This is a genomic window from Candidatus Zixiibacteriota bacterium (assembly GCA_040752595.1).
In the GTDB taxonomy this organism is placed as follows: Bacteria; Zixibacteria; MSB-5A5; order WJJR01; family WJJR01; genus JACQFV01.
This window is the reverse complement of sequence record JBFMGX010000026.1, coordinates 1-24,053: the sequence shown is the minus strand read 5'-3', so window position 1 is coordinate 24,053 and position 24,053 is coordinate 1. Positions and strand designations below refer to the sequence as shown.

20 protein-coding genes are annotated in these 24,053 nt (G+C 62.9%); all 20 read left to right on the top strand.

What is annotated here, in order from left to right; translation table 11 throughout:
• The first annotated feature begins 116 nt into the window (after nt 1–116).
• Entirely contained in the window at nt 117–1,055 is a 939-nt protein-coding gene (locus AB1792_07360; GenBank protein ID MEW5702030.1) for a type VI secretion system-associated FHA domain protein, read from the top strand.
• On the top strand, nt 1,048–1,554 hold the full coding sequence (gene tssJ, locus AB1792_07355; GenBank protein ID MEW5702029.1) for a type VI secretion system lipoprotein TssJ: 507 nt from the start codon (nt 1,048–1,050) through the stop codon (nt 1,552–1,554). Before AB1792_07360 ends, tssJ begins: the two co-directional genes overlap by 8 nt.
• Before the next feature lie 73 nt (nt 1,555–1,627).
• Nucleotides 1,628–2,983, top strand: coding sequence for a type VI secretion system baseplate subunit TssK (gene tssK / locus AB1792_07350; protein ID MEW5702028.1), 1,356 nt, complete (start codon nt 1,628–1,630; stop codon nt 2,981–2,983).
• 125 nt (nt 2,984–3,108) lie between these two features.
• Nucleotides 3,109–3,807, top strand: a complete 699-nt coding sequence (icmH, locus tag AB1792_07345) for a type IVB secretion system protein IcmH/DotU (GenBank protein ID MEW5702027.1) — start codon at nt 3,109–3,111, stop codon at nt 3,805–3,807.
• 27 nt (nt 3,808–3,834) lie between these two features.
• On the top strand, nt 3,835–7,239 hold the full coding sequence (gene tssM / locus AB1792_07340) for a type VI secretion system membrane subunit TssM (GenBank protein MEW5702026.1): 3,405 nt from the start codon (nt 3,835–3,837) through the stop codon (nt 7,237–7,239).
• Nucleotides 7,240–7,261: 22 nt separating this feature from the next.
• Nucleotides 7,262–8,236, top strand: coding sequence for a type VI secretion system-associated protein TagF (gene tagF / locus AB1792_07335; protein ID MEW5702025.1), 975 nt, complete (start codon nt 7,262–7,264; stop codon nt 8,234–8,236).
• Between the two features lie 10 nt (nt 8,237–8,246).
• Nucleotides 8,247–9,806, top strand: coding sequence for a type VI secretion system protein TssA (tssA, locus tag AB1792_07330; protein ID MEW5702024.1), 1,560 nt, complete (start codon nt 8,247–8,249; stop codon nt 9,804–9,806).
• Nucleotides 9,807–9,888: 82 nt separating this feature from the next.
• Entirely contained in the window at nt 9,889–10,371 is a 483-nt protein-coding gene (gene tssB, locus AB1792_07325; GenBank protein MEW5702023.1) for a type VI secretion system contractile sheath small subunit, read from the top strand.
• Between the two features lie 38 nt (nt 10,372–10,409).
• Nucleotides 10,410–11,891: a type VI secretion system contractile sheath large subunit gene (gene tssC / locus AB1792_07320; GenBank protein ID MEW5702022.1), complete on the top strand. Its 1,482-nt coding sequence runs from the start codon at nt 10,410–10,412 to the stop codon at nt 11,889–11,891.
• Between the two features lie 96 nt (nt 11,892–11,987).
• Entirely contained in the window at nt 11,988–12,461 is a 474-nt protein-coding gene (gene tssD, locus AB1792_07315) for a type VI secretion system tube protein TssD (GenBank protein MEW5702021.1), read from the top strand.
• Nucleotides 12,462–12,616: 155 nt separating this feature from the next.
• Nucleotides 12,617–13,105 (top strand): Hcp family type VI secretion system effector, encoded by a 489-nt coding sequence (locus tag AB1792_07310; GenBank protein ID MEW5702020.1) that lies wholly within the window; start codon nt 12,617–12,619, stop codon nt 13,103–13,105.
• A gap of 220 nt (nt 13,106–13,325) precedes the next feature.
• On the top strand, nt 13,326–13,745 hold the full coding sequence (gene tssE / locus AB1792_07305) for a type VI secretion system baseplate subunit TssE (GenBank protein MEW5702019.1): 420 nt from the start codon (nt 13,326–13,328) through the stop codon (nt 13,743–13,745).
• Between the two features lie 21 nt (nt 13,746–13,766).
• Nucleotides 13,767–15,503 (top strand): type VI secretion system baseplate subunit TssF, encoded by a 1,737-nt coding sequence (gene tssF, locus AB1792_07300; protein MEW5702018.1) that lies wholly within the window; start codon nt 13,767–13,769, stop codon nt 15,501–15,503.
• Nucleotides 15,467–16,474, top strand: coding sequence for a type VI secretion system baseplate subunit TssG (gene tssG, locus AB1792_07295; GenBank protein MEW5702017.1), 1,008 nt, complete (start codon nt 15,467–15,469; stop codon nt 16,472–16,474). Before tssF ends, tssG begins: the two co-directional genes overlap by 37 nt.
• Nucleotides 16,475–16,531: 57 nt before the next feature.
• Complete coding sequence (tssH, locus tag AB1792_07290) at nt 16,532–19,171, top strand: type VI secretion system ATPase TssH (protein MEW5702016.1); 2,640 nt, start codon at nt 16,532–16,534, stop codon at nt 19,169–19,171.
• An 82-nt stretch (nt 19,172–19,253) separates the two neighbouring features.
• Nucleotides 19,254–19,760, top strand: coding sequence for a hypothetical protein (locus AB1792_07285; protein MEW5702015.1), 507 nt, complete (start codon nt 19,254–19,256; stop codon nt 19,758–19,760).
• Nucleotides 19,757–20,413, top strand: a complete 657-nt coding sequence (locus AB1792_07280) for a hypothetical protein (protein ID MEW5702014.1) — start codon at nt 19,757–19,759, stop codon at nt 20,411–20,413. Before AB1792_07285 ends, AB1792_07280 begins: the two co-directional genes overlap by 4 nt.
• Nucleotides 20,414–20,424: 11 nt before the next feature.
• Entirely contained in the window at nt 20,425–22,593 is a 2,169-nt protein-coding gene (gene tssI / locus AB1792_07275) for a type VI secretion system tip protein TssI/VgrG (protein ID MEW5702013.1), read from the top strand.
• Nucleotides 22,594–22,610: 17 nt separating this feature from the next.
• The gene (locus AB1792_07270; protein ID MEW5702012.1) at nt 22,611–23,057 is read left to right on the top strand and encodes a DUF6484 domain-containing protein; all 447 of its coding nucleotides are present in this window, start codon (nt 22,611–22,613) and stop codon (nt 23,055–23,057) included.
• 260 nt (nt 23,058–23,317) lie between these two features.
• A partial coding sequence (locus tag AB1792_07265; GenBank protein ID MEW5702011.1) for a DUF2169 domain-containing protein occupies nt 23,318–24,053 on the top strand: 736 nt, incomplete at its 3' end.

The following is a 24,053-nucleotide window of genomic DNA, read 5'->3' as shown; positions in this document are numbered from 1 at the left end:
CGCACTGCCTCGATGGCCAGCATGCGAAACGCACTTGTCTAAACCCCGTGCGTTCCGTAGTATCGCATCCGAGGCGATCCTGTTGCCCGTACGGAACGGGGCGGGTGATTCTGACCATGGATGTCGATTTGATCCGCGCGGAGACGCGTCGGTGGCTGCAACGCCTTGAAGGTCAATGGCTTGAGGCCGAGTCCGGCGACACCCCGGCCGATCCTGAACTCCGTAAGGAGATACTGGCCACTCTCCGACAGTCGCTGGAGGAATCCGAGCGGTCGGGACAGAGCGCCGTCACCGGCGAATCGAGCGACATCAAGGCCCTGCGCTCCGAGAATGCCCGCCTCCGCGCCCAACTGGAGTTGAATCGCACCGCCTACGACTACTTGGTGCGCCTGGCACACCATTTCTCCGGTGAGGAAACCTCCTTCGATTCTCCGGAGCAGATTCGGGCCTTCTGCGAACGGATCAAACGCTCCGCGGGGATGCTGGTGCAGGAATTCCAAGAGCTCTTGTCGGGGCGCAAGAAGGTCCAGACAACATGGTCCTTGTATTCTTCGGCGACAGCAGGCCCGGTAGGCGAGATGACGCGTCAGATCCGTTTGGGGGACATGCATGGCGATCTGGGGAAGCTCCTGTTTGATTGGCGCGCCGCAACGATCGACGAGGAATCGACCGCCGGTCTCAAGTTGGCCATCGACGAGCTGAAGCACCATCAACTGGCCATCATGGCCGGATACGAGCGGTGCGTGCGCGAAGGGACGCGGGAAATCCTGGAAATGCTCGCGCCGGCGACCTTGGAGCAGGAGATCTTCGCCGGCGAATCGGGCGATCGGGCAAGCGGCGGCATCCGCTGGCGGCGATGGCTCCCCGGTCATAGTTTTCGCCTCTGGCGCCGCTACAAGAAGCGGTATGGAGAGTTGGCGGCCGAGGATGATCGCTGGTACCAGGCACGTTTCCTCCCCGCCTTTCGGGAAGGATACAGAGACTATATGTGGGCGAAGACCCAGGGAAGCGGGACATTGGAACGCCCCAAGAAGCAAGGGGGAACAAATGAGTAGGAGCACGGCCTATCGGATGGCCGCACTGGTCATCGTCGTGGAAGGACTCGCCGGTTGTGGGATTCTGTTCTCAAAACAGGAAAAACCGATGCGCGTCGAAGTCGCCTTCACGGGCACCGATTCGCTGAACTTCGATGGCCAGACGGCACAAGCGGTGCAGGTGAAGGCCTTCATTCTAAACAACACCGAGCGATTCTCCGCCACCAATGTTCAGGCCTTCTTCAGCAGCACCTTCGACGTCAGCTTCACCGCCGAGTTCGCCAAGGACATCATCGACTCGGTCACACTGATCATCGCACCGCGGGAGACGCGCCGCTCCACGATCGAGATTCCCTTCAGCCGCGCCCGCAACGTTTCGCCGCACTTCGGCGCCATCGCCAACTTTGCGCAGCCCGCGACCGTGCGCGGCCGCGAACGGATCGTGTTCAAGATACCCAAGAAGACACAACAGACCGTGGCCATCCAACTCGGTTCGAATTGGGTGGAACGCGGGAAGTGATGACCGGGCGCCGCTTGACCCGACCGGGCCGCGGAGCGTACTTCACCGAACGGGACAAAGGGACCTGACCGCGATGCCGCAATACCACAAGATCCTATGGAGCGAGGGTCTATTCCTGACCCAGCATCACTTTCAGCAGTTCGACGCCTACCTGACGGGGGACCGCGCGTTTCAACTGCGGGCGTTGTCCGGCTTCGGCTGGGGGACCGCGCACATGGTCGTGGATGCCGAGGCGATCGCCAACCGGTTGTTCACGATCACCGAGTTCGAAGGGATCATGCCCGACGGCACCACGGTACGCGCCCCCGCAGTGGACGACCCACCACCATCGCGTTCATTCGAGGCCCACTTCGCCCCGACCGAGCGCGTGCTCTCGGTCTATCTCGGCCTGCCGCGCCTGCGCCCCGGAGCGCCCGGAGTCCGCATGGGTTCCGAAGAGACGCACACGCCGGCGCGCTACCAGCGCGCCTTCAGCACCGTCGCCGATGAAGTCACCGGCGAGAACGAGCGTGAGATCGCCTACGCCAAGAAGCGGATCGTCGTCTTGTTCTCGGGGGAGGACCACGAGGGATTCGATCTGATCAAGATTGCCGAGGTGGAACGCAACCCCGAGGGCGTCCCCCAACTGCGGCCATCGTATGTCCCGCCCGCGCTGGCAGTGAGCGCTTCACCGTGGCTGAGCGCGCAACTGCGCGGCGTGGTGGAAACCGCCTCCGCCAAGTCGCAGTCGCTGGCCGATCAGGTGCGGCAGCGCACGCCGACCCTGACCGAGTTCTCCACCACCGACATGCCGAATTTTCTCAAGTTGCACACCATCAATGCCTATATCCCCCTGTTGGCGCATGCGCATCAGTACCCGCGTCTTCATCCTTCGGCGTTGTATCAACTGCTGGCCCAGTGTGCCGGGCATCTGTGCACTTTCCAGGTCGGGGCGCATCCCCGCGATCTCCCCGGCTACCGCCACGATGATCTGGAGGGGACGTTCCGGCCCTTGATCGGTCGCCTGCGCGAGCTCCTCGAAGCAGTCGTGGAGGCGCGATTCGTCCGCATTCCACTGACCCGTGTCGATGTCTCCCGGCTGGAGGGCACGATCCCCGATCCGGCGCTCTTTACCACCAGCGATTTCTACATCGGTGTCTCGGGCGATGTCTCGGAGAGCCGTCTGGCCGGTGAGTTCCCCAAGCATGCGAAGATCGTGTCGCCGGACAAAATCGCCACGCTCATCGGCAAGAACCTACCTGGTGTGAATCTCATCTTCATGCAACTACCACCGGCCGCCATTCCCCGGCGCGCTGGTGTTGTGTATTTCCGCCTCGATCCCCGTGGCGATCGTTGGGAGTTCATCAAGAAGGCGGGACAGATTGCCATCTATGCCCCCCCGGCGGAATTCCCCGGCTGGGAGGTCGAGTGTCTGGCGGTGGAGAAGTGAACGGATGTTAATGGGGATGGCTTGCAATGAAGATCATTCGTATCCTATTTGCGCCATCCCCTGACGGCGCGTAGGTCAGGAGCCCTGCGCTCCTGACCGACGATTGCATAGCGTGGACAATCCCTATGAGCGCACAAAAGGCGACCAACCCGACACCAAAGACATCCAGCCCGCTGTCGCACCTGGCGCAGCCGGCCTTCTCGTTCATTCTGAACATCCTCTCCGGGGCGGACCTCGGCGATCCGGGACAGTTGCGGGCCAACATCGGCAATGTCTTTGCCGGTATGGAGCGTCGAGCCCGCGAGACCGGAATCGCCGCGGAGGACATTCTCACGGCCCGGTTCGCCCTCACCGCCTTCATCGATGAAGCGATCGCCCGTTCCGATTGGAGCGGCCGGGGCATCTGGGCGCAGAATCCCCTGTCGTTGGAGTACTTCAGCACCAACAGGGCCGGGACGGAGTTCTTCGACAAGCTTGAGGCGCTGCGCCTTCGTCCCGATGCCACCGCCGACCTCTTGGAGATCTATCATACCTGTCTGGCGCTCGGCTTTGAGGGGAAATTCGCGCTGGCCGACCCACGGCAACTGCAGGCGTTGACGGAGACGAGCGGACGCGAGTTGGCCCGCATTCATTCGGTCAGCGCCGATCTGTCGCCGCACTGGGAACCGCCCGAACAGGTCTTCAAACAAGTCCGGGAGTCGCTCCCGCTGAGCGTGATCGCCGCGGGTCTCGTCGGCATCGTGTTTGTGTTCTTTCTGGTTCTTCGTTTTCTGGGCAGCGGTCAAGCCACCAGCATTGCCGCGCAGTTGCGCGCGCTCATGTAGCCGTTCACCGAGCAAGGACAGAATGCCGTGTTCAGTGCCATCCTCCCCTTCCTGAAATCCAAACTGGCCGCCCTCGGCGCCGTCGTCGTCATCGTGCTGGTGATCGCCATCGGCGGCCCACGGCTGTTTCCCCGCTGGAGCCTGTGGTTCTACCTCGCGGCGCTGGCCATTCTGATCATCTTCCTGCTGTACCTGCTCGTCAAGGCGATTCAGGCGCGACGAAAAGCGCGCCTGTTGGAGGGCTTCCTCAAGAAGCAGGCCGACGACCAACTGCTGGCCGCCCGCCCGGATGTGAAAGACGAATTGGCGGCCATCCGGGAGAAGCTCGAACGCGCCCTGACCATGCTCAAACGCTCGAAGCTCGGTCGCGGGCGAGGCGGCGCCCAGGCGCTCTATGTGCTCCCGTGGTACATGATCATCGGCCCCTCCGCGGCCGGGAAATCGACGGCGTTGCGCAATTCCGGTCTGCACTTCCCGCCGGTCGATCCCGAAGCGGGAGAAGGAAACAAGGTCCGGGGACTGGGGGGGACACGCAACTGCGACTGGTGGTTCTCCAATGAGGGAATCATCCTCGACACCGCCGGGCGGTACACCATCTCCTCAGGCGGCGCCGACGACCGCGAGGAATGGTCCAGCTTCCTGACCATGCTGGCCAAGGCACGACCCCGCGCCCCGATCAACGGACTGATCCTCGCCGTCGCCGTCGATGAGATCCTGAAAGAGAGCGATGACGGTCGGGAGGAACTGGCGAAGAACCTGCGTCGCCGCATCGATGAGTTGATTCTGAAATTGGAAATCCTCTTCCCTGTCTACGTCGTCTTCACAAAATGCGACCTGATCGCGGGATTCGTCGAGTTCTTCGGCGGCCTGAGCCGTGTCGACCGCGAGCAGGTCTGGGGATACACGGGCAAGTACGAACCGACAAGCAAACCGGTGCATGAGGAGTTCGCCCGCGAGACCCATGCTCTGTTGGCGGAACTGGAGCGGCGCCGTCTGCGGCAACTGGCCACCGAGATCCGGCCGGCGCAGCGACGCGGCACCTATCTGTTCCCGCTCGAATTCGCCGCCGCGCTCAAGCCGCTGACCGCCTTCGTCGAGACACTGTTTGCCCCCAATCCCTACCAGCAGAATCCCCTGATCCGCGGGTTCTACTTCACCTCCGGTACACAGGAGGGGGCGCCGGTCGCCCAGGTGATGGCCGCCATGCGCCGCGACTTCGGGCTGCCGACTTCGGGACGCGAATACAGCGAGCCGGTTCCCGAGACCAAGGCATACTTCATCCGCGACCTCTTCGGTGAGATCATCCTGCCCGACGAATTGAACGTGCTGACGACGACGGCTGCCGGGCGACGCCGACGCACGGCACGATTCCTGGCGGTCGTCGCCATGACCGCGGCGACAGGGCTCCTCGGACTCGCGTTATTGACCTCCCATATGGGAAATCGGAGCGCCAATGCCCGGTTGCGTTCCCTGACGTCCGAGACGGCGATTGCCACCGGCGTGTACCCATCGTTCTCGCTCGACGCGCTCGACTCCCTGGAGAATCTGCGCGCGGCGCTGGAACGGGCCGAACGCGGCCCCGGCCTCTGGCGCCGGTGGGGGCTCTACTCCGGCGAGCCGGTGATCGAGGCGGCGCGCCAGGTCTATTTCAAACGGTACCTTCGGCTGTTCGTGGCCCCGTCCGCGCAGAAACTCGAAACCGAGTTACGCGGCACCGCGGCGCCGGTCACCGACGATGAGATGAGCCGGTATTTCCTGACGGCGACGGCGTACACGATGTTGACGCTGCCGCACGATTCGGTGTCGGCCGACATCGCGGCCCTGATCGAGGAGACCGATTCCGTCTGGAGTCCGACGATTCCCGAAGGCGAGCGGCCCCATCTCGACCAGTTGCTGCAGTCGCAGGTACGTTACTACTGGAAGCACCGGCGCGACGAATCTCTGCCGATGCGTGCCGCTGCCGATCCGGCCTTGCTGGCGGATATCCAGAGAATGACCGCCCGTTACTGGACGGTGGCCACGCTCTATCGCAAGATAATCACGGGGTCCAATGACGCGCTGGGGCCAGACTACACGATCACCGAGGCCGCTCCCGGTTCAACACGGCTGTCGGGCGGCCGGGTCGGCCTGGCGTTCACCGCCGAGGGGTGGAAGACGCAGGTGCAGCCGCGCATCGACACGATCGAAGCGGAAATCGCCGCCAACCCGGCGCTCAAGAGCGCCTTTGCCTCCACGCCAATCGACAAGCTCAAAGAGCAACTCACGGAGCGCTACGTCGACGAGTTCCGCTCCACATGGCGTACGTTCCTGGACGCCGCGCTCGTCCTCCCCATGAACGACCTGACCGCCGCTGGTGACGCGCTGGCCGAATTGTCGCAGGAAGGGACGCCGATGATCGGCGTAGTGCGCAAGATATACGCCCAAACGCACCTGCGTGGTCTCGGCGATCCCTTTGATCGCCGGATCGACGAGGCCTTTCGCCCACTCGGTCGCTTCCTCGGCGAAGTCGACCTGCAGAAGGGGGACAAGAGCGGCGCCCAAGCCTATTTGGAACTGATGAAGGACATGCCCGACAAGATCAAGGCCGCCCGCGACGGACTCACGCAACAGGCCAAGTGCGCCGGTCAGTATCGGAATCTGAAACTGGAATTTGAGAAACGCCAAGACAACGTCAAGCGCCTCGTCCAGGGCTCGGCGCTGGCACAGTCGGCGGCCGCTTTCCTGCGTCGCCCGTTGGATGTGGCGCAGCGCGCCGCCGTGGGCGAGGTTTGCAATTGCATCAACCAGCAGTGGGAAAACAACGTGCGCGCCAACTTCGCCCAACTCGCCGAGGCCTACCCCTTCAACCGCGCCAGCGAACGCGAAGTCTCCCAAGCGTCGGTCGTCTCATTCTTCAGCCCCAGCGGCCCATTCTTCGCCTTCAAACAGAGCGAGGCCGATCCGGCGATCGGCGAGGGCATTCCCCTCTCCGGTGAATACTCGTCGGCCTTACAAGCCGCGACAGCGATCCAGAATGTCATGCCGGGCCAGAACATCGAGATTCGCTTCCGCCTCACCGCCAGCAGCAGCTATCGCCTGGGATGGCAACTGCGCAGTTGTCAACTGACTTACGGAAGCGACGTGTTTGATTGGGTCCCGGGTCCGGACAAGCCCCATGACTATCGCTGGCCCAAACCGGGGGGCGGTGACGTCTCATTCAAGATCGACCCCGTGAGCGGTGCCTATGTTCCCCCGCTCAACTTCAGTGGCGACTGGGGACTGCTGCGTCTCTTGGATCAGGCCACGCAGTCCGGCGGACTCCTGCTTTGGGATTTCCCAACGAATACCGGAGAACGATTGCAGATGAAACTCGGGTTCTCTGGGTCCGATGCCGGTTTCATCTCCGACGGGCACTTCTCGCGTTTCCGGTGCCCGACACGCGTCTGTCCATAGGGCGGACATTGGGACTGAGTCTATGTGGGGGAAACCGGTTGCCCCGGTCGGGTTGTTTGGCAAGCTGCCATCCCATCCTGATTTTGTCCGCTTAAACGCGGGCGGGGCACTGCCGCGGGCGCTCGACACCTGGTTTGCCGAGGGCCTTCTGGAAATGCGCCGTACCGGGGCCGCATGGGAAGTACGGTTTGACGTGTCCCCGCCGATCTTCTTTATCTTTCGCGGCGGTCCCGGCACCGATGTCCTGGTCGGCGTCTGCCGACCGGGGCGCGACCGGAGTGGTCGGCGCTACCCGTTCGCCATCTTTGCCCAAGAGACGTTGGAGCGTGGCGGACGTGGCCTCCACCTGATTCCGGTCGGCCATACCCCCTTTCTCTTGGCCGCCAGCCGTTTGGCCACCGGCGAGTGCGCCGATGGCATCGACGACCAACGGGCGGGACGAATCCTCGCTTTAACGACCGCTTTGCCTCAGAATCCGGTTGAAGTGGGCCGTCGATTCACCGATCATCTTCGTAGTGTGACGATGGGGTCTTTCTGGCGGGATGTCTTCGGCGATACTGAGGACCCGCGCAAGTACCTGATTATCAAGAACCTGTTTGCCGCCCTCGGGCCTTGGCGCGGCGCTGACCCGGCACGGATGAACATGATCATCAAGTTTCCCCTCTCACCGGCTGCCACCGGGTCCTTTCTCCAGACCGCCATCTGGCTTTTGCTTGTGCGGGCCATCGTGGGTGAAGAGACGCTCTCACAAGCGGTCGTGTTCTGGCACGACGCGGTCGGTGCCGAGAGAATGGGATGCTATCTTCTGCTCCATCCGCCGGCGTCCTCGGTGTTCCCGATGGTGTTCGTGCCGTCGGGCCGCAACGATAATCTGTGGGACTTGGCACAGATCGGCGGAAGCGACCCCATGGCAGCCAGAACGGCATTGAGCGGCGACCTCCTCGTCGCACTGGATTCACCGTCGTACCCGATCCAGGAGTTCATCGAGCGCATCTGAGGATCGAACCTTGTCCGAGTTGAACGAACTGATCACGTTGGGGCAGGTCCCCATCCCTCCCGGTGAGAGCGCCGGACCGGTCCAGTACGACCCCGGCTATGAGGCGCTGCGAACCGAACTGCAGAAGCTCGATTCCGTCACGCAGGAGAAGGTGAACTGGAGCCAGGTCGTCGACACCAGCACTGAGATTCTCAAGAACCGCTCGAAACACCTGCTCGTCGCCGCCTACCTCGCCTTGGGGCTTTTGGAGAAGCACGACTACGCCGGATTGGCGGTCGGTCTGGAGATTTGCCGCGATCTGCTCACCAAGTTCTGGGAGTCGATGGAACCGCCCTTGGCGCGTAAGCGGGGCCGGATTGAGGCGATCGTCTGGCTCGGCGAGCGGGGCGGCAAGGCCGCCGAGGCCCGCAAGCCACGCGGCGATGAGAAAGAACCACTCGATCGCTGTGCCGCACTTCTTTCCGAGATCCAGCAGGCGCTGAATGAGCGGCTTGGCAACGATGCTCCGGGCTTGGGGGAACTGGAACGGGTCATCAAGCAGCACATTGCCGAGGCGGTTGCGGCAGCCAAGGGCGCCGAAGCCAAGCGCGCCCAAGCGGCCAAGATCGCCGCCGGGGAAATCGACGCCCAGACAACCCCGGACGATGCCCGTCGCATACTGATCAAAGTCAGCGGCAGCGTCCGACAGGCCTGCGAGATTCTGCGCAAGGCCGCACCCACCGACCCGTTGCCGTACCGTCTGGCGCGGGCGATCACCTGGTCGCAAGTGAAAGACTTACCTCCGAATACGAAAGGAACGACTCAGATTCCGGCTCCCCCCGCGGACGTCGTAGCCCGTCTCGGCGATCTGCACAGCAAAGGCGACTGGGGAGCCTTGCTCGACACCGCCGAGACGGCCTTCGCCAATAACCCCATCTGGTTGGATCTGCAGCGCTGGGTGGCGCAGTCACTGGGTGGCTTGGGGAGCGCCTATGATCCGGCCAGGAATGCGGTCACCGGGGAGTTGGCCATGCTACTCACCCGGCTTCCCGACCTCACCGAGTTGACGTTCGCCAACGGGACGCCTTTGGCGGCGACGGAAACGTGCAAGTGGATTGAGAGCGATGTTCGTGTCCATTCGGCCCCGACATCCGGAGCCGGAACATCAGCGATTACCGATGGGCTCCCCGAGAGATTGGCCGAGACAGCCCGCGATGCCCGCAAGCTGGCCAACCGGGGGCAATTGCCGGAGGCGGTCCGTTTGATGCAGGGTGGGATCGCCGCCGCCGGGCCACAACGGGCCCAGTTTCTGTGGCGTCTGGAATTGGCACGCCTCTGCTTGGATATCGGTCAGCCGGTGTTGGCCGTGCCGCTTTTGGAGGAGTTGGAGAACCTCATTGAACGCCATAGTCTTGAGGCATGGGAGCCGGCTCTTTGCCTGGCGGTCTATGGCCCCCTTTTGACGGCACGTCGGACACTTCTGAAGGACGCGCGTCGCACCACGCCGGAATTGGTGCAGAAGACCAACCAGTTGCACGATCGTCTCTGCCGGCTCGATCCGGCGGCCGCCCTGTCGCTGGAAGCAAAATGAACGGGTGCGCGCGGCCCCCCCGGCGTGTATATTAGAACTATCCAGGAGAAGATGAACATCAGATTCAAGAAAGGTGGAGGCCATGGCACAGGAAGGATCCGTTGCTCCCCGCGAACGCGTCAACATCGTCTACAAACCCGCCACCGGCGTGGACGAAGAGAAGGAGCTCCCACTGAAGATGGTGATGCTGGGCGACTACTCGCAGCGGCCGGATGACACACCGCTGGAGGAGCGCAAGCCGATCAACGTCGACAAGGACAACTTCAATGACGTCATGAAGGGGATGAAGCTCGGCGTCCGGATGAACGTGAAAAACGCGCTCTCCGTCGAGGAGGGAGCCGAGCTGCCGGTGGATTTGAAGATCGACAAGATCAGCGACTTCGGCCCCGAGGCCGTGGCGGCGCAGGTGCCGGAGCTCAACAAACTGCTGCAACTGCGCAGTGCTTTGTTGGCGCTGAAGGGGCCCCTGGGAAACGTCCCCGGCTTCCGCAAGAAGATCATGGACATCATGTCCGATGACGCCGCCCGCGAGCGGCTGCTCAAGGAACTGGGAGTCGGAGCATAACGAAGCCGTACTGACCGCGATGCGAAGGAGAAAGACCGATGGCTGAAGGACAGGAAAAGAAAGCGGCGGGTGCGGCGGAGGCCGCCGGCGGTTCGCTGGTCGAGGAAATCCTCTTGGAGACCAAGCTGCGCCCCGCCGACGAAGGGTTCGCGGTGGCCCGGGAGGGGATGCGCGAACTGATCGCCCTGCTGGCGACCCCGGAGAAGAAGGGGGAACGCGTCCAGCAGAAGATCGTCGATGAGATGATCTCGGAGATCGATCACAAGATGAGCCTGCAACTCGACCAAATCCTCCACCACCCGAGCTTCCAGAGTCTGGAATCGGCGTGGCGGGGGCTGAAGCTCGTGGTCGACCGCACCGACTTCCGCGAGAACATCAAGATTGAGCTGCTCAACGTCTCCAAGGAAGACCTGCTGCACGATTTCGAGGATTCTCCCGAAGTGCCCAAGTCGGGGCTGTACAAGTTGGTCTACTCACGGGAATACGGGCAATTCGGCGGCTCGCCGGTGGGAGCGCTGATCGCCAACTACGAGTTCGGACCGGGATCGCAGGATGTGGCGCTGTTGCAGTACTGCGCCTCGGTCGGCGCGATGTCACATTCGCCGTTCATCGCCGCCGCCGGACCGCAGTTCTTTGGCGAGGATTCCTGGCTCAAGTTCCCGAACCTCAAGGACCTCAAAGCGATCATGGAGAGTCCGCTGTACACCAAATGGCGCGGCTTCCGGGAATCGGAGGACTCACGCTATGTCGGCCTGACCGTCCCGCGTTTCCTGCTGCGCCTGCCGTACAGCAAGGCCGACAACCCGGTCAAGACATTCGACTACAACGAGACCGTCACCGACAACCACGAGAACTATCTCTGGGGAAACACCGCCTTCACGTTCGCCACGCGGCTGACCGACTCGTTTGCCAAGTGGCGGTGGTGCCCGAACATCATTGGCCCCAAGGGCGGAGGCGCGGTCGAGAACCTGCCGATCCACACCTTCGAGGCGATGGGTGAAGTGCAGGCCAAAATCCCCACCGAAATCCTGATCACGGAGCGTCGTGAGTTCGAGCTGGCCGAGGAGGGATTCATCGGCCTGACGATGCGCAAGGATTCCGACAACGCCTGTTTCTTCTCGGCCAATTCCTGCCAGAAAGCCAAGTACTTCGGCACCTCGGCCGAGGGACGGGAGGCCGAGCTCAATTACAAGCTCGGCACCCAGCTTCCCTACATGTTCATCATCTCGCGCCTGGCGCACTATCTCAAGGTCATCCAGCGCGAGAACATCGGCTCCTGGAAGGAGCGCACCGATCTGGAGCGCGAGCTCAATGATTGGATTCGCCAGTACGTGGTGGACATGGACAATCCCAAGCCGGGAGTGCGCAGCCGCAAGCCGTTGCGCAAAGCCCAAGTCACCGTCGAGGACGTCGAGGGGAATCCCGGCTGGTACAAAGTCGATCTGAAGGTCCGGCCCCATTTCAAATACATGGGATCGGACATCACGCTGTCCCTGGTCGGCAAGCTCGACCAGAAATAGGCGCGGACGCCCCGCGCCGGGTGCTGACACCGGATCGCGCCGCATCCCACCGGGACGCGGCGTGTATACGGCGGCCGTTCATCGGAGGAACCCGGCATGCCGATGCCCTGCTATTTGACGATCCCCGAGTACCCGGGCTCGTGCGTCCAGGAAGGCCATGAAGATTGCATCTTCGTGGAGGCGGTGCAGCACAATGTCTCCGTCCCGGTCGACCCCCACTCCGGATCGAAGATCGGCCACCGCATGCACCGGCCGCTGCGCATCACCAAGGCGATCGACAAATCGTCGCCCGGCCTGTTCAAGGCGATGACGACCGGCCAGACGCTGGAGAAGATCACGCTCGACTTCTACCGGATCGACAACACCGGCGTGGAGGAGAACTACTATCGCATCACGCTGGGGGATGTCCACGTCGTCGACGTCGTCCTGGAGGTGCCCAATTGCGCCGTGCCGGCCAACGACGCCCTCCCGCACATGGAACATGTGGCCTTCACCTACCGCACGATCACCTGGGAGCACCTGATCGACAGCGTGGTGGAGATGGATGAATGGTATGTCCAGGGGGATTGACCATCTCCACGGCCGACGCGCCGCGATGGACATGCGAAATGCAGACAAGAATTCACTGTTTTCGACCGTCGCGGGGGTGTAGAATCTCAAACGGCAACCGCGACGGACGTTCGCCCATGCCAACAACCAACAACCACCCGTAGGAGGGAACCACCATGCCGATGCCATTCTACATGACGCTGGAAGGGTACGACCAGGGAGCGATCGAAGGGTCGTGTGACCAGGCCGGACGCGAGGGGACGATCCTCTGTCAGGCGCTGACCCACGAAGTCTCCATCCCCCGCGACCCGCAGTCGGGACAGCCCTCGGGGCAGCGCGTGCACAATGCGCTGACCTTGACCAAGTACTTCGACAAGGCCTCGCCCAAGCTCTATCAAGCGCTGACCCGTGGTGAACGGATGAAGAACGTCACCATGAAGTGGTACCGCATCGACGTCACCGGCACCGAGCAGCACTACTTCACGATCAAGCTCGAGGACGGCATCGTCGTATCCATGAAACCCTCGGTCCCGAACTGTCTCGATCCTCATTACGCCAGTTATGGCCACATGGAGGATGTCAGCTTCACGTACCGCAAGATCATCTGGACGTGGGAGCCGGACGGGATCGAGTCGGAGGATGACTGGAAGGTCCGCAAGACCTGATCGACCGCGGGCGTCGCAACTGATTGCGGCCGTCGTGCAGGACCACGGGGCGGAGGACTGCCGCAGACGTGTTGGTTGAAGAAACGCGCTGCGGCAGTTGAGCACAAACGGTCGTATTCGGGAGGGCGAGGCTCCCGCCGAGCCGCTCTTTCTTGTGCGAACAGATCCCGGCTCAGCAGGAGCTTCGCCCTCCCGCTGGACCGGGGACGTGAGTTGGTACATGATCAGTGAACGCACCCTGTTTGAGCGTCTCGCCGATCCCGATCCCCCGGGAGGTCGACGACTGGGGATTGACCCGGGCCGGTTGAAGCGCTCCGTGCTCTCGCATCTGCGCAAGATGCTCAACAGCCGTCACGGTCACGCCCCGGCGCAACCGGACTACGGCATCCCCGACCTGAACGAGTTCATGTTCGCGTATCCCGACTCGATCGGGCCGATGCGTCTGGCGATTGAACGTTCCATCGAGAAGTACGAGCCGCGACTGCGCAACGCCAAGGCGGCCTGGGTGGCCGATCCCGACAATCCCTTGAACATCCGCTTTGAGATCGCGGCCCGACTGATCACCGAGGACGAGAACATCCCGGTCGCCTTCTCCACGAGTGTTGGGACCGCATCCAGTCTCGATATCGAGGAATCATAACCGCCGGCGCTGGGTGCCACCATGTTCAATAAGTACTACCAGGATGAGCTGACCTACCTGCGCGAGATGGGGCAGGAATTCGCCCGCGCCCACCCGCAGGTGGCCCACATGCTGGCCGAGACCGGAACGGACCCGGACGTGGAGCGGTTGCTGGAGGGTTTTGCGTTCCTGACCGGCCGCATCCGGCAGCGTCTCGATTCCGAACTGCCGGAGTTGACGCACGCGCTGGTCAGTCTGTTGTGGCCGCACTACCTGCGCCCGATTCCGTCACTGTCGATCGTACAGTTCGAGCCGCGGGCGGCCCTGCAGGATGTGCAGGTCATCCCGCGCGGGACGCCCCTCGAGTCGGACCCGGTCGAGGGGACACGGTGTCGGTTTCGCACGACCGCCGATGTTCACCTATACCCATTCACGCTCGACTCAACCACCTTGGAAGTTCCTCTGGCGCAGCCGGCGGTACTGCGTCTCGGCTTCACTCTCGGGCCACAGGTCAACCTCGCCAAGGCCGGTTTGGGACCGTTGCGACTCCAACTCCACGGCGAGGCACCGGTTGTCACCCTCCTGTATCTCTGGCTGGTGCGGCATGTGCGCCGGATCATTCTGCGTGCCGGGGACAGGCAAGTGACCCTGCCGGGCGACTCATTGTCGCCGGCCGGATTCGCCGACGATGAGACGCTCTGGCCCTATCCCGCCGAGGCGTTCTCCGGGTATCGCCTGCTGCAGGAGTACTTCGCGCTCGCGGAGCGATTCCACTGTGTTGAGATCGCCGATCTGGCACCGCTGGCCGGGCTCGACGTCGCCGGACGGTTCGAGATCATCGTCGAGTTCGCGAACAAGCCGCCGGACGAGTTGAGGGTCAAGCCGGGGATGCTGCGCCTCGGTTGTACCCCTGTGGTCAATCTGCTGAGTGCCAAGTCGGCACCGATCCGCGTCGATCATGAGAAGACCGAGTACCGGCTGCGTCCCGATCTCCCCAATCCGCCGCACTACGAGATATTCTCGGTCGATCGCGTCGTCGGTTGGGAGAAGGGGACGGTTGTGGAGCATGAATACCGTCCGTTCTTCTCCTATGATCATACGCGCGGCAACGGTGGGGATTACTACCACGTCCGGCTGCGTCCGGCCACGGTCGGCGCCGGCACCGATACATATCTGACGTTCTCCGTCGATACACCGTCCGGGTTGATGCCGGGCACGGAGACGCTCACCGCTGATCTGACCTGCACCAACCGCAATCTGCCGGAGAAGCTGCGTCCGGGGGACATCCGTGTCCCCACCTCCGAGTCGCCCGGGTTCGCGGCCTTCCAGAACATCGCGCGCGTGACCCCGCTGGTCGCCCCGCCGCTGGAGGATCGGTTGCTCTGGCATCTGATCTCGCACATGTCGCTGAACTACCTCTCGCTGGCGAAGGTCGAGTCGCTGCGCTCTCTCTTGACGATGTACAATTTCCCGGCTCTCGTCGACCGGCAGGCGGCCCGCACCAATGAACTGCGTCTGTCCGGCATCAGCGCCGTGCGCGCCCGGCCCGACGATCTGCTCCGTCACGGCGCCACCTACCGGGGCGTGGCCATCGAATTGGACATGCTCGAAGACCACTTCGCCGGGGAAGGCGAGATGTTTCTCTTTGCCTCCGTGCTCGACCGTTTTCTCAACCTGTTCGCCACGTTGAATGCCTTCACGCGCCTCTCGGTACGCGGGATGCAGAAGGGCACAGTGTATTCATGGCCGCCGACTCTGGGACAGGCCCCGTTGGTGTGACCGCGGCGATCGCCGCGCGCGCCCCCCATTTCGCCTTCTTGCAGGCGGTGTGGTTGCTGCACCGTACGCATCCCGACGCGGCACCCCTGGGCCATCAGGGGCCGCCGGATCGCGAGCCGGTCCGTCTGCGCCCCAGCGCCTCGCTTGCCTTTCCCCCCGGCGACATTGAGTCTCTGGAAGTGCGTCCCGACTCGTCGCCGCCGTGCCGTCTCCACACGACCTTCATGGGACTCTATGGGGCACATTCACCCCTCCCCAGCTACTATTCCGAGGAGATTCTCCGGCGCACCGGCGATGAGGAAGACCACACCACCCGGGCCTTTCTCGACATCTTCAATCACCGGCTACTGTCGCTGTTATACCGTGGCATTCTCAAGTATCGGGGGCATTTACTCTTCACCCTCAACGGCAATGATGAATATTCTTGGCGCCTCTTTGCCCTATCGGGCCTGACCCCGGAGGGAGTGCTGGAATCCACGGAGCTCCCGGCGCCCCGTCTGTTGCGTTTCGCCGGACTCTGGTGTCGGATGCGCCGCACCGCCAGGGCGTTGGCGACCGTCCTGTCCGTCTGGTTCGGCGGCCTTCCCGTCCGTGCGCGCGAATGTGTATCGCGGTGGGTCTACCTTCGGGATGATCAGCTATCGCAATTGGGCCGTCGGGGATGCCGCTTAAGCAACGATGCCGTCATTGGATTGCGAGTGGCCGACCATGCCGGCAAGTTCCGCGTGACGATCGGGCCGGTCGATTTCGACACGTATCGTACCTTCCTTCCCGGCGGGGAGAATCTCGATGTGGCCCGCAAACTGACGCGCCTGGCGAGTGGAGATTGGCTCGATTCCGATACCGAGGTCGTCCTACGCGGCGAGGATACCTCACGGTTGGGACTGACGTTGTCGGTGTCGTCGCATCTGGGTTGGACGACCGGGTTGTTCTCCCGGCCGGGTACGGACCTGTCCGTTGTCTTTGCCTGAGATGTCCGTGAATAGAGCCCGCCGCCGCATCTGCTGAGTACACCGAAAGGACAAAGCATGGCCAAGATCGAACCAAAATCGCTCATCGACCGCCTGAACCCGTACTGCCGCGAGGCCATGGAGAATGCGACCGGCCTCTGCGTCGCCCGTTCACACTATGAAGTCACCGCGGATCACGTCCTGTTGAAACTGGTCGACAACCCACAGGCCGATGTCCAGAATATCCTCCGCCATTTTGAAATCGAGCCGGCCCGGGTCATCGGGGCCCTGCAGCACAATGTCGAAGGCCTGCGCGCGGGAAACACCGGCAAGCCGGTCTTCTCCCCCCGGCTGTTCGAATGGATGCAGGAGGCATGGACCGTCGGCTCGCTGGCCCTAAATGAGCCGGCGCTCCGCTCCGGGACGCTCCTGCTGTCATTGATCGAGAATGCTTCGCGCTACCTCCAGGGCGGCGACATACTGGAACTGGCGCCGATCGACACGGCCGTGCTGCGGAAGGAGTTCGCCGACATCGTCGCGGCCTCCGCGGAGGCCACGCGGGCGCGGGGCGCGGCCCCGGGCGTCGCCGCCGGCGAGGGAGCAGCGCCCACTGGTGAAGGGGCGTTGGGACGATTCTGCATCGACTTCACGGCCAGGGCAAAAGCCGGAGAGATCGATCCGGTCTTCGGGCGCGACCGCGAAATCCGCCAGATGGTCGACATCCTTGCCGCGCGCCGCCGCAACAACCCAATCGTCGTCGGCGAATCGGGGGTCGGCAAGACCGCGGTTGTCGAGGGGCTGGCGTTGCGCATCGTCGAAGGCGGCGTCCCCTCGTTCTTGGCCGAAGTCTCACTCTTGGTGCTCGACCTGGGCCTGTTGCAGGCAGGCGCCGGGGTCAAAGGGGAATTTGAGAATCGGCTAAAACAGGTAATCACCGAAGTGAAGGCGTCACCCAAGCCGGTCATCCTCTTCATCGATGAAGCCCATACACTGATCGGCGCCGGCGGACAGGCGGGTGGCTCGGATGCCGCCAATCTTCTCAAACCGGCGCTGGCGCGCGGAGAATTGCGGACCATTGCCGCCACCACTTGGTCGGAATACAAGAAGTACTTCGAAAAAGACCCGGCGCTGGCCAGCCGTTTCCAGTTGGTGAAGCTCGATGAACCGTCAGTCACCGAGACCATTGTCATGCTCCGGGGCCTGCGCGAGAAGTACGAAGCGGCGCACAATGTCCATATCCCTGACAGCGCCCTGGTGGCCGGTGCCGAGTTGTCCGGTCGCTACATCTCCGGACGTTTGCTCCCGCGCAAGGCGGTCGATCTCATCGACACCGCCGCCGCGCGCGTCAAAATCGGCCTGACGGCCCGCCCGGACACACTGGAGGACACCGACCGCCAGATTCAGACCTTGACGCGCGAACGCGACGCCCACCGCCGCGACCTGTCCACCCGCGGTCTCCCCGATGACGATCGCATCGCCGATCTGAATGGCAGGATCGAGGCGCTGCAGGGCGAGCTCAAGCAGTTGACCGATCGCTGGCTGACTGAAAAAGAAGCGGTCGACCGCTACCTCGAATTCCGCAACCGCGCCCTCGGGAACGACGGGGAGGGGAAAGCGACCAAGGCACCGGCCGGCGATGAACTCCAGAAGGCGATGGCGGAGCTGGAGAAAGTCCAGGGCGCCTCGCCGATGATCCCGTTGGAAGTCACGGCAGACGTGGTCGGCAAAGTCGTCGCCGACTGGACCGGCATTCCGGTCGGCAAGATGGTCAAGGATGAAGCCCAGACGATTCTCACCTTCGATGAACGCTTGAAAGAGCGGATCAAGGGACAGGATTTCGCGGTGCAGGCGGTCGCCACCGGGATCCGTGCCGCCAAGGCGGGGTTGCAGGACCCCAGCAAGCCGATCGGCGTCTTCCTCTTTGTCGGCCCCTCCGGGGTTGGCAAGACCGAGACGGCGCTCGGCGTCGCCGACTTGCTGTTCGGCGGCGAGCGCTTCATGACGACCATCAACATGTCGGAGTTTCAGGAGAAGCACACGGTCTCGCGCCTCATTGGCTCGCCGCCTGGATATGTCGGCTTCGGCGAAGGCGGCGTTCTGACCGAAGCGGTGCGGCAGCGCCCCTACTCCGTCGTCCTGCTCGACGAGGTCGAAAAGGCCGACCCCGAGGTGATGAATCTCTTCTATCAGGTCTTCGACAAGGGGATGCTCGCCGACGGCGAGGGACGGGTGATCGATTTCAAGAATACGGTCGTCTTCCTGACGTCCAATCTGGCGACCGACCTGATCACCGAGATGGGTTTTCGCGAGCCGCCGCCGTCGCACGATGAAGTAACGACGGCGATCCGCCCGGTGCTCAACCGGCATTTCAAACCGGCGCTGGTCGGACGCATGACCATCGTTCCTTTCTTCCCGCTCAAGCCGGAGGCCATCAAGCGGATCGCCGTGCTCAAGCTGGGACGACTCGTTGATCGCATGCGCGAAAGCCACAAGATGACCTTGGCCTATGATGATGCGGTCATCGACACGATCACGGCCCGCTGCACCGAGGTGGAGACCGGCGCGCGCAATATCGACCACATCATCCAGGGGACGCTGCTGCCGCGCATTTCCACCGAGATTCTCCAGCGAATGACCGCCGGACCGCTCCCGGAACGCCTGCAGATCGGGATCGGCGACGGCGGTGATTTCACGCTGACGTTTGGCAATGGTTCTTGAACCCCCGTAGGGGCGTATGGCAATACGCCCCTACTAAACACGAGAGATGACCGCGGACAGCTCCGACGGCACTGGGAAGGCAATGGCAATCCCTGATCACATCAACGACGTTGCCGTTGAGTTCGCACCGGGGGTCAACCGGCAGGTGCAGCCCGCACTGGTGGATCTCCTGATGGCCGCGATTCATCCGGGGGTGGCGTTGCCGTTTGCGCTGGACGCGGTCTTCATCAGCTCTGCTGCTGATCATCATGTGCCGCCCAGCCGACATGTCTCCGGACATGCGGTCGACATCTCACGTGTCAATCACAAGCGTCTGGCCCTCTTCTATCCGGGCGACGGCGAGGTGCGGGGGATCGTCGATGCTCTGATCGCCGCCTTCCAGATCTGCGGACCGACATTCGTCGCGCGCGAGATCTTCGGCCCCGGGCCGGACACACGCGGAATCAAACTCAAGCTGGGGCGCCCCTGGCCGGGGGTGAAAGACCACCTCGACCATATCCACCTCTCCGAGGGAGATCGGGCGTCGATCTCCGGTTGCCCGTGGTATGTTCAGCCGGCGGGATCGGGGTCCACGGGAGTCGTGTCATGAGCCGCGAATCGTTCATTAGCGACATGCAAACGGCGCTCGCACGCAGTCCGGCACTCCGCCGGGGTCAACCGGGAGAGGATGACTTGCAGGCATACTTCGCCACACTGCGTGGCGATCCCGACGCAGCGCTGGCCGCATACCGTGAGTACGCGGCGTCGTTCTATGTGCACATCGCGCACACCTCCGCCGGAGCGGGTGCCGATGTCTCCTGGCCCGGAGGCGCCTGTGACCGGTGGAGCGAGCTGGTCGCCCGGCCGAGCCATCAACACCGGCGCATCATCGACTGCGAGGGATTCGCCTACATCGCCGCCGAGCTCCTCCCGTCCGCCGGGTGGACGCTGCTCGGGTATGCCGTGATCTATCTGGCGACGACGACCGACCCGGAGGATTTCCATATGGTGGCGGTCCTCGAGTATCCGGGAGCGACGCCGCGTCGCGTGTACATCGGCAGTGAACGCACCAGCACCAGTTGGTTATCCGAAGCCAATGCCGTCTTCCCGCAGGGATCAGTGAATGCGCGCAGCACCGGTGTTCATGACGAGCCGCAGGACGCCATCGAAGAGATGCAGGAAGAGATCGAATCCGGCGCGGCCATTGAGGTGGCGCCATTGACCGAGCGCCGCTCCCATGTACCGGAATTGCGCGGGGAATAGCGAGGCCACCGATGACACCGACACAGGCCGATTTGGCGATCTTCACCTTCCAATCGCAAGGATACAGTGACGAATTGCGCGTCGTGCGCTTCAACGGCAGCGAGGGGATCAGTGAGCTGTTCCACTTCGGCATCCAACTGGCGGCCCGCGATCCCGACGTTGACCTGGATGCGATCGTCGGTCTCCCCGCGCAACTGGACATCCACCACGGCGACGAGACCCGTTCGATCTATGGCATCGTCAACCGGTTCGAGCAGGGGGCGGCCAGCGGGATCTTCACGCCCTACTTCGCCGAGCTGGTGCCCACGGTCTGGACACTCACGCAACGGGCCCAAAGCCGGATCTTTCAGCACCTCAACGTGCAGGACATTGTCCGCAAGGTCCTCACCGACGCCAAAGTCAAAAGCGACCATTTTCGCTTCGCCCTGCAGCGCTCCGACTATGTCAAGCGCGACTACTGTGTCCAGTATCGGGAGACCGACTGGAATTTCATCGCGCGCCTCCTGGAGGAGGAGGGGATTTTTTACTTCTTTGAACACAAGGACGGCAAGGACGTGCTGGTGATGGCCGATTCGAGCCAGGTGCATGTGCCGATAGCCGGCAACAAGACGGTGGTGTTTCGTGACCCCACCGGTCTGGTCGAGGCCGAGGAGTTTATCCACGACTTCCGCTATTCCCAACATCTCCGTCCGGGAAAGGTCACGCTGCGTGATTTCAACTTCGAGCGCCCGACGCTCGATCTGATGCGCGATGAGTCCGCCGCGCGGAATCCGGAGCTGGAAATCTACGACTACCCCGGCCTGTACCAGGAGCGGGGGCCGGGAGGACAACTGGCCCGCGTCCGCAAGGAAGCGACGCAGACACGCCGTTTGATGGGCGTGGGGCAGAGCATCTGTCGCCGCCTGATTCCGGGGTGCTTGTTTACGATGTCCGAGTGCCCCCGGGGTGTGCTCAACCAGGAGTATCTCCTGATCTGGGTTCAGCACGAGGGCTCGCAGCCGCTCGGACAGGACGAGGCGGCCGGGCGATTCGCCTATGACAACCGCTTCCGCTGCATTCCGTCGGGGACGCCATTCCGTCCCCTGCGCAAGACGCCGAAGCCGGTCGTGGAGGGCTCGCAGACCGCAGTTGTCACCGGCCCCGCCGGCGAAGAAATCTACACCGACAAGTACGGCCGCGTCAAAGTGCACTTCTTCTGGGACCGCGAGGGCAAATCCGACGACACCGCGTCCTGCTGGATCCGCGTCGCACAATTGTGGGCGGGATCAAGCTGGGGCGCGATGTTCATCCCCCGCATCGGCCACGAGGTCATCGTCGATTTCCTCGAGGGCGATCCCGACCGCCCCATCATCACCGGCCGCGTCTACAACGGCGACAACATGCCGCCGTATGGACTCGACGCGGAGAAGACCAAGAGCACGATCAAGTCCAACAGCTCGAAGGGGGGCGGCGGTTTCAACGAGTACCGCTTCGAGGACAAGAAGGGTTCTGAGGAAATCTACCAGCACGGCCAGAAGGACCTGACCATCGTCACCGAGAACGACAAGAACCAAAGCACCGGCCACGACGAAACGCTGAAGATCGGTCATGACCGTAGCAAGGAAGTCGGCAACAACGAGAAGACCAAGATCGGCGTCGACCGCACTGAGACCGTGGGCAGCAACGAGAGCATCACGATTGGCGCCAACCGGACGGAAAACGTCGGCGGCAATGAGAACATTACAATCAGCGGCAACAGGACCGAGAACGTGACCGGCAATGAGAGTATCACGATCGGCGGCAGCCGCGGCGAAAAGGTCGGCGGCAATGAGAGCATCCAGATCGGCGGCAGCCGCAGCGAGCAGGTCGGGGGCGCCGAGAAGATCACGGTCGGCGCATCCCGCAAGACTCAGATTGGCGCCAGCGATAAGATTCAGATCGGCGCAAACCACGTAGTTCTTGTCGGCGGCAATGAGAAGATCACCATCGGCGGGAGTATGGTCGAGAAAGTCGGCGGCAAGGTGAAGATCACGGCGGACGGGCCAATCACGCTGCAATCAGGCGGAGCCAAGATCATGCTCAAGCCGGACGGTACCATCAACATCAACGGCAAGGACATCACCATCAAGGGATCGGGAAAGATCACCGCCAAGGCATCCGGGAACATGACCTTGAAGGGCCAGAAGATCCTCGAGAATTGAAGATCGCGGGAGGAACAATGACGCCGACGACCACTTGGGAACAATCGATCCGGGCCGGTCACGGGGTTGTGGTCACAACGATCCAACGTGTCGACTCGGGCGGAGTGGCATGGGTCCATCGGCCCGATCAGCCGCCGGCCGCGGCCCGGATCACGACCGCGGTCACAACGGTCGGATTGCGGGAAGCGGCAGAAAACGGCGCGCCGGTGGTGGTAGCGTTCGAGGGAGATGACGATCGACGACCGATCATTCTCGGCATCCTACAGACCGGGGAATCAGCCGTCGAAGCCTGCGTCGATGGGCGCCGGGTTGTCCTCACGGGAGAGGAAGAAGTGACCTTGCGCTGCGGCGAAGCGTCGATCACGCTGACCAAGGCGGGCAAGATCATTCTGCGCGGCGCCTATGTCTCATCGCGCTCCTCGGGGGTCAATGCGATCAAGGGTGCCTCCGTACGGATCAACTAAGGAAGTGCAACGGGCAGGCGACTGCCACGCACCGTTGACGTTGGGGATGACAATGCGGGTCTTCGCGTGGATGAATCCCTCACCCCAGCCCTCTCCCGGAGGGAGAGGGGGAATGATAACCTCTCCCTCCGGCTTGCGCCGAGCAGCGTCGAGGGGGAGAGGTCGATCCGCCGCAGGCGGATCGGGTGAGGGGCTCTTGCTTCGGTCCCATCTGTTCGAGTTCCTATCGACAGGTGAACTGTCAAGGGAGTGATCCCGGCATGTGGACCGTCACCAACAAGACCCCGTTCGCCGCCGATCGCACACTCGTGTGCGACCGCGACGGGGCCATGAACTGGGTGGTCGTCGTCAAGGGGACTTTCCTGATACACCCCGACGGTTCCACGGTCGTCGCCGATGAACAGGTGCCGGTTTGCATTGAGCCGGTCTACCGCGGTGAGCCGGACACCTCGAGTCTGCTCTACGACATCGACGTCGTGCAGACCAAGCCCACCACGGACATCCTGCTCCACGGGCATGCCTATGCCCCCAAGGGTCAACCCGCGTTCGCCCTCGACGCCACCATGCAAGTGGCCGGGATCACCAAGACTGTGCGCGCCACCGGTGACCGCACCTGGGAACGCGCCGTGGCCGGTCTGCGACTCACCGATCCGCAGCCGTTCCTCAAGATGCCGATCACCTATGAACGCGCCTTCGGCGGCGGCGACAAACCCACGCCCGACGTCAAGAACCCCCGTTGGGACAGACGCAATCCCGTGGGTGTCGGCTACGCCGCCAACTCCGATGCCCTGATCGGCCAACCGGCGCCGAATATCGAAGACCCGCAACAACCGATCTCCGCCGTGAGGATCAAGACCCATCCCATCGGCTTCGGCCCCATCGGCCGACACTGGGTCCCGCGCGTCGATTGGGCCGGGACATACGATGAGACATGGGAGAAGGAGCGTCTGCCGCTTCTGCCGCGCGACTTCGATGATCGTTTCTATCAGTGCGCCC

What these genes read in the sequence shown, in the direction of transcription:
- AB1792_07360 (MEW5702030.1), top strand. Translation starts at nt 117, where the DNA reads ATGGATGTCGATTTGATCCGCGCGGAGACGCGTCGGTGGCTGCAACGC.
- tssJ (MEW5702029.1), top strand. Translation starts at nt 1,048, where the DNA reads ATGAGTAGGAGCACGGCCTATCGGATGGCCGCACTGGTCATCGTCGTG.
- tssK (MEW5702028.1), top strand. Translation starts at nt 1,628, where the DNA reads ATGCCGCAATACCACAAGATCCTATGGAGCGAGGGTCTATTCCTGACC.
- icmH (MEW5702027.1), top strand. Translation starts at nt 3,109, where the DNA reads ATGAGCGCACAAAAGGCGACCAACCCGACACCAAAGACATCCAGCCCG.
- tagF (MEW5702025.1), top strand. Translation starts at nt 7,262, where the DNA reads ATGTGGGGGAAACCGGTTGCCCCGGTCGGGTTGTTTGGCAAGCTGCCA.
- tssB (MEW5702023.1), top strand. Translation starts at nt 9,889, where the DNA reads ATGGCACAGGAAGGATCCGTTGCTCCCCGCGAACGCGTCAACATCGTC.
- tssC (MEW5702022.1), top strand. Translation starts at nt 10,410, where the DNA reads ATGGCTGAAGGACAGGAAAAGAAAGCGGCGGGTGCGGCGGAGGCCGCC.
- tssD (MEW5702021.1), top strand. Translation starts at nt 11,988, where the DNA reads ATGCCGATGCCCTGCTATTTGACGATCCCCGAGTACCCGGGCTCGTGC.
- AB1792_07310 (MEW5702020.1), top strand. Translation starts at nt 12,617, where the DNA reads ATGCCGATGCCATTCTACATGACGCTGGAAGGGTACGACCAGGGAGCG.
- tssE (MEW5702019.1), top strand. Translation starts at nt 13,326, where the DNA reads ATGATCAGTGAACGCACCCTGTTTGAGCGTCTCGCCGATCCCGATCCC.
- tssF (MEW5702018.1), top strand. Translation starts at nt 13,767, where the DNA reads ATGTTCAATAAGTACTACCAGGATGAGCTGACCTACCTGCGCGAGATG.
- tssG (MEW5702017.1), top strand. Translation starts at nt 15,467, where the DNA reads ATGGCCGCCGACTCTGGGACAGGCCCCGTTGGTGTGACCGCGGCGATC.
- tssH (MEW5702016.1), top strand. Translation starts at nt 16,532, where the DNA reads ATGGCCAAGATCGAACCAAAATCGCTCATCGACCGCCTGAACCCGTAC.
- AB1792_07285 (MEW5702015.1), top strand. Translation starts at nt 19,254, where the DNA reads ATGGCAATCCCTGATCACATCAACGACGTTGCCGTTGAGTTCGCACCG.
- AB1792_07280 (MEW5702014.1), top strand. Translation starts at nt 19,757, where the DNA reads ATGAGCCGCGAATCGTTCATTAGCGACATGCAAACGGCGCTCGCACGC.
- tssI (MEW5702013.1), top strand. Translation starts at nt 20,425, where the DNA reads ATGACACCGACACAGGCCGATTTGGCGATCTTCACCTTCCAATCGCAA.
- AB1792_07270 (MEW5702012.1), top strand. Translation starts at nt 22,611, where the DNA reads ATGACGCCGACGACCACTTGGGAACAATCGATCCGGGCCGGTCACGGG.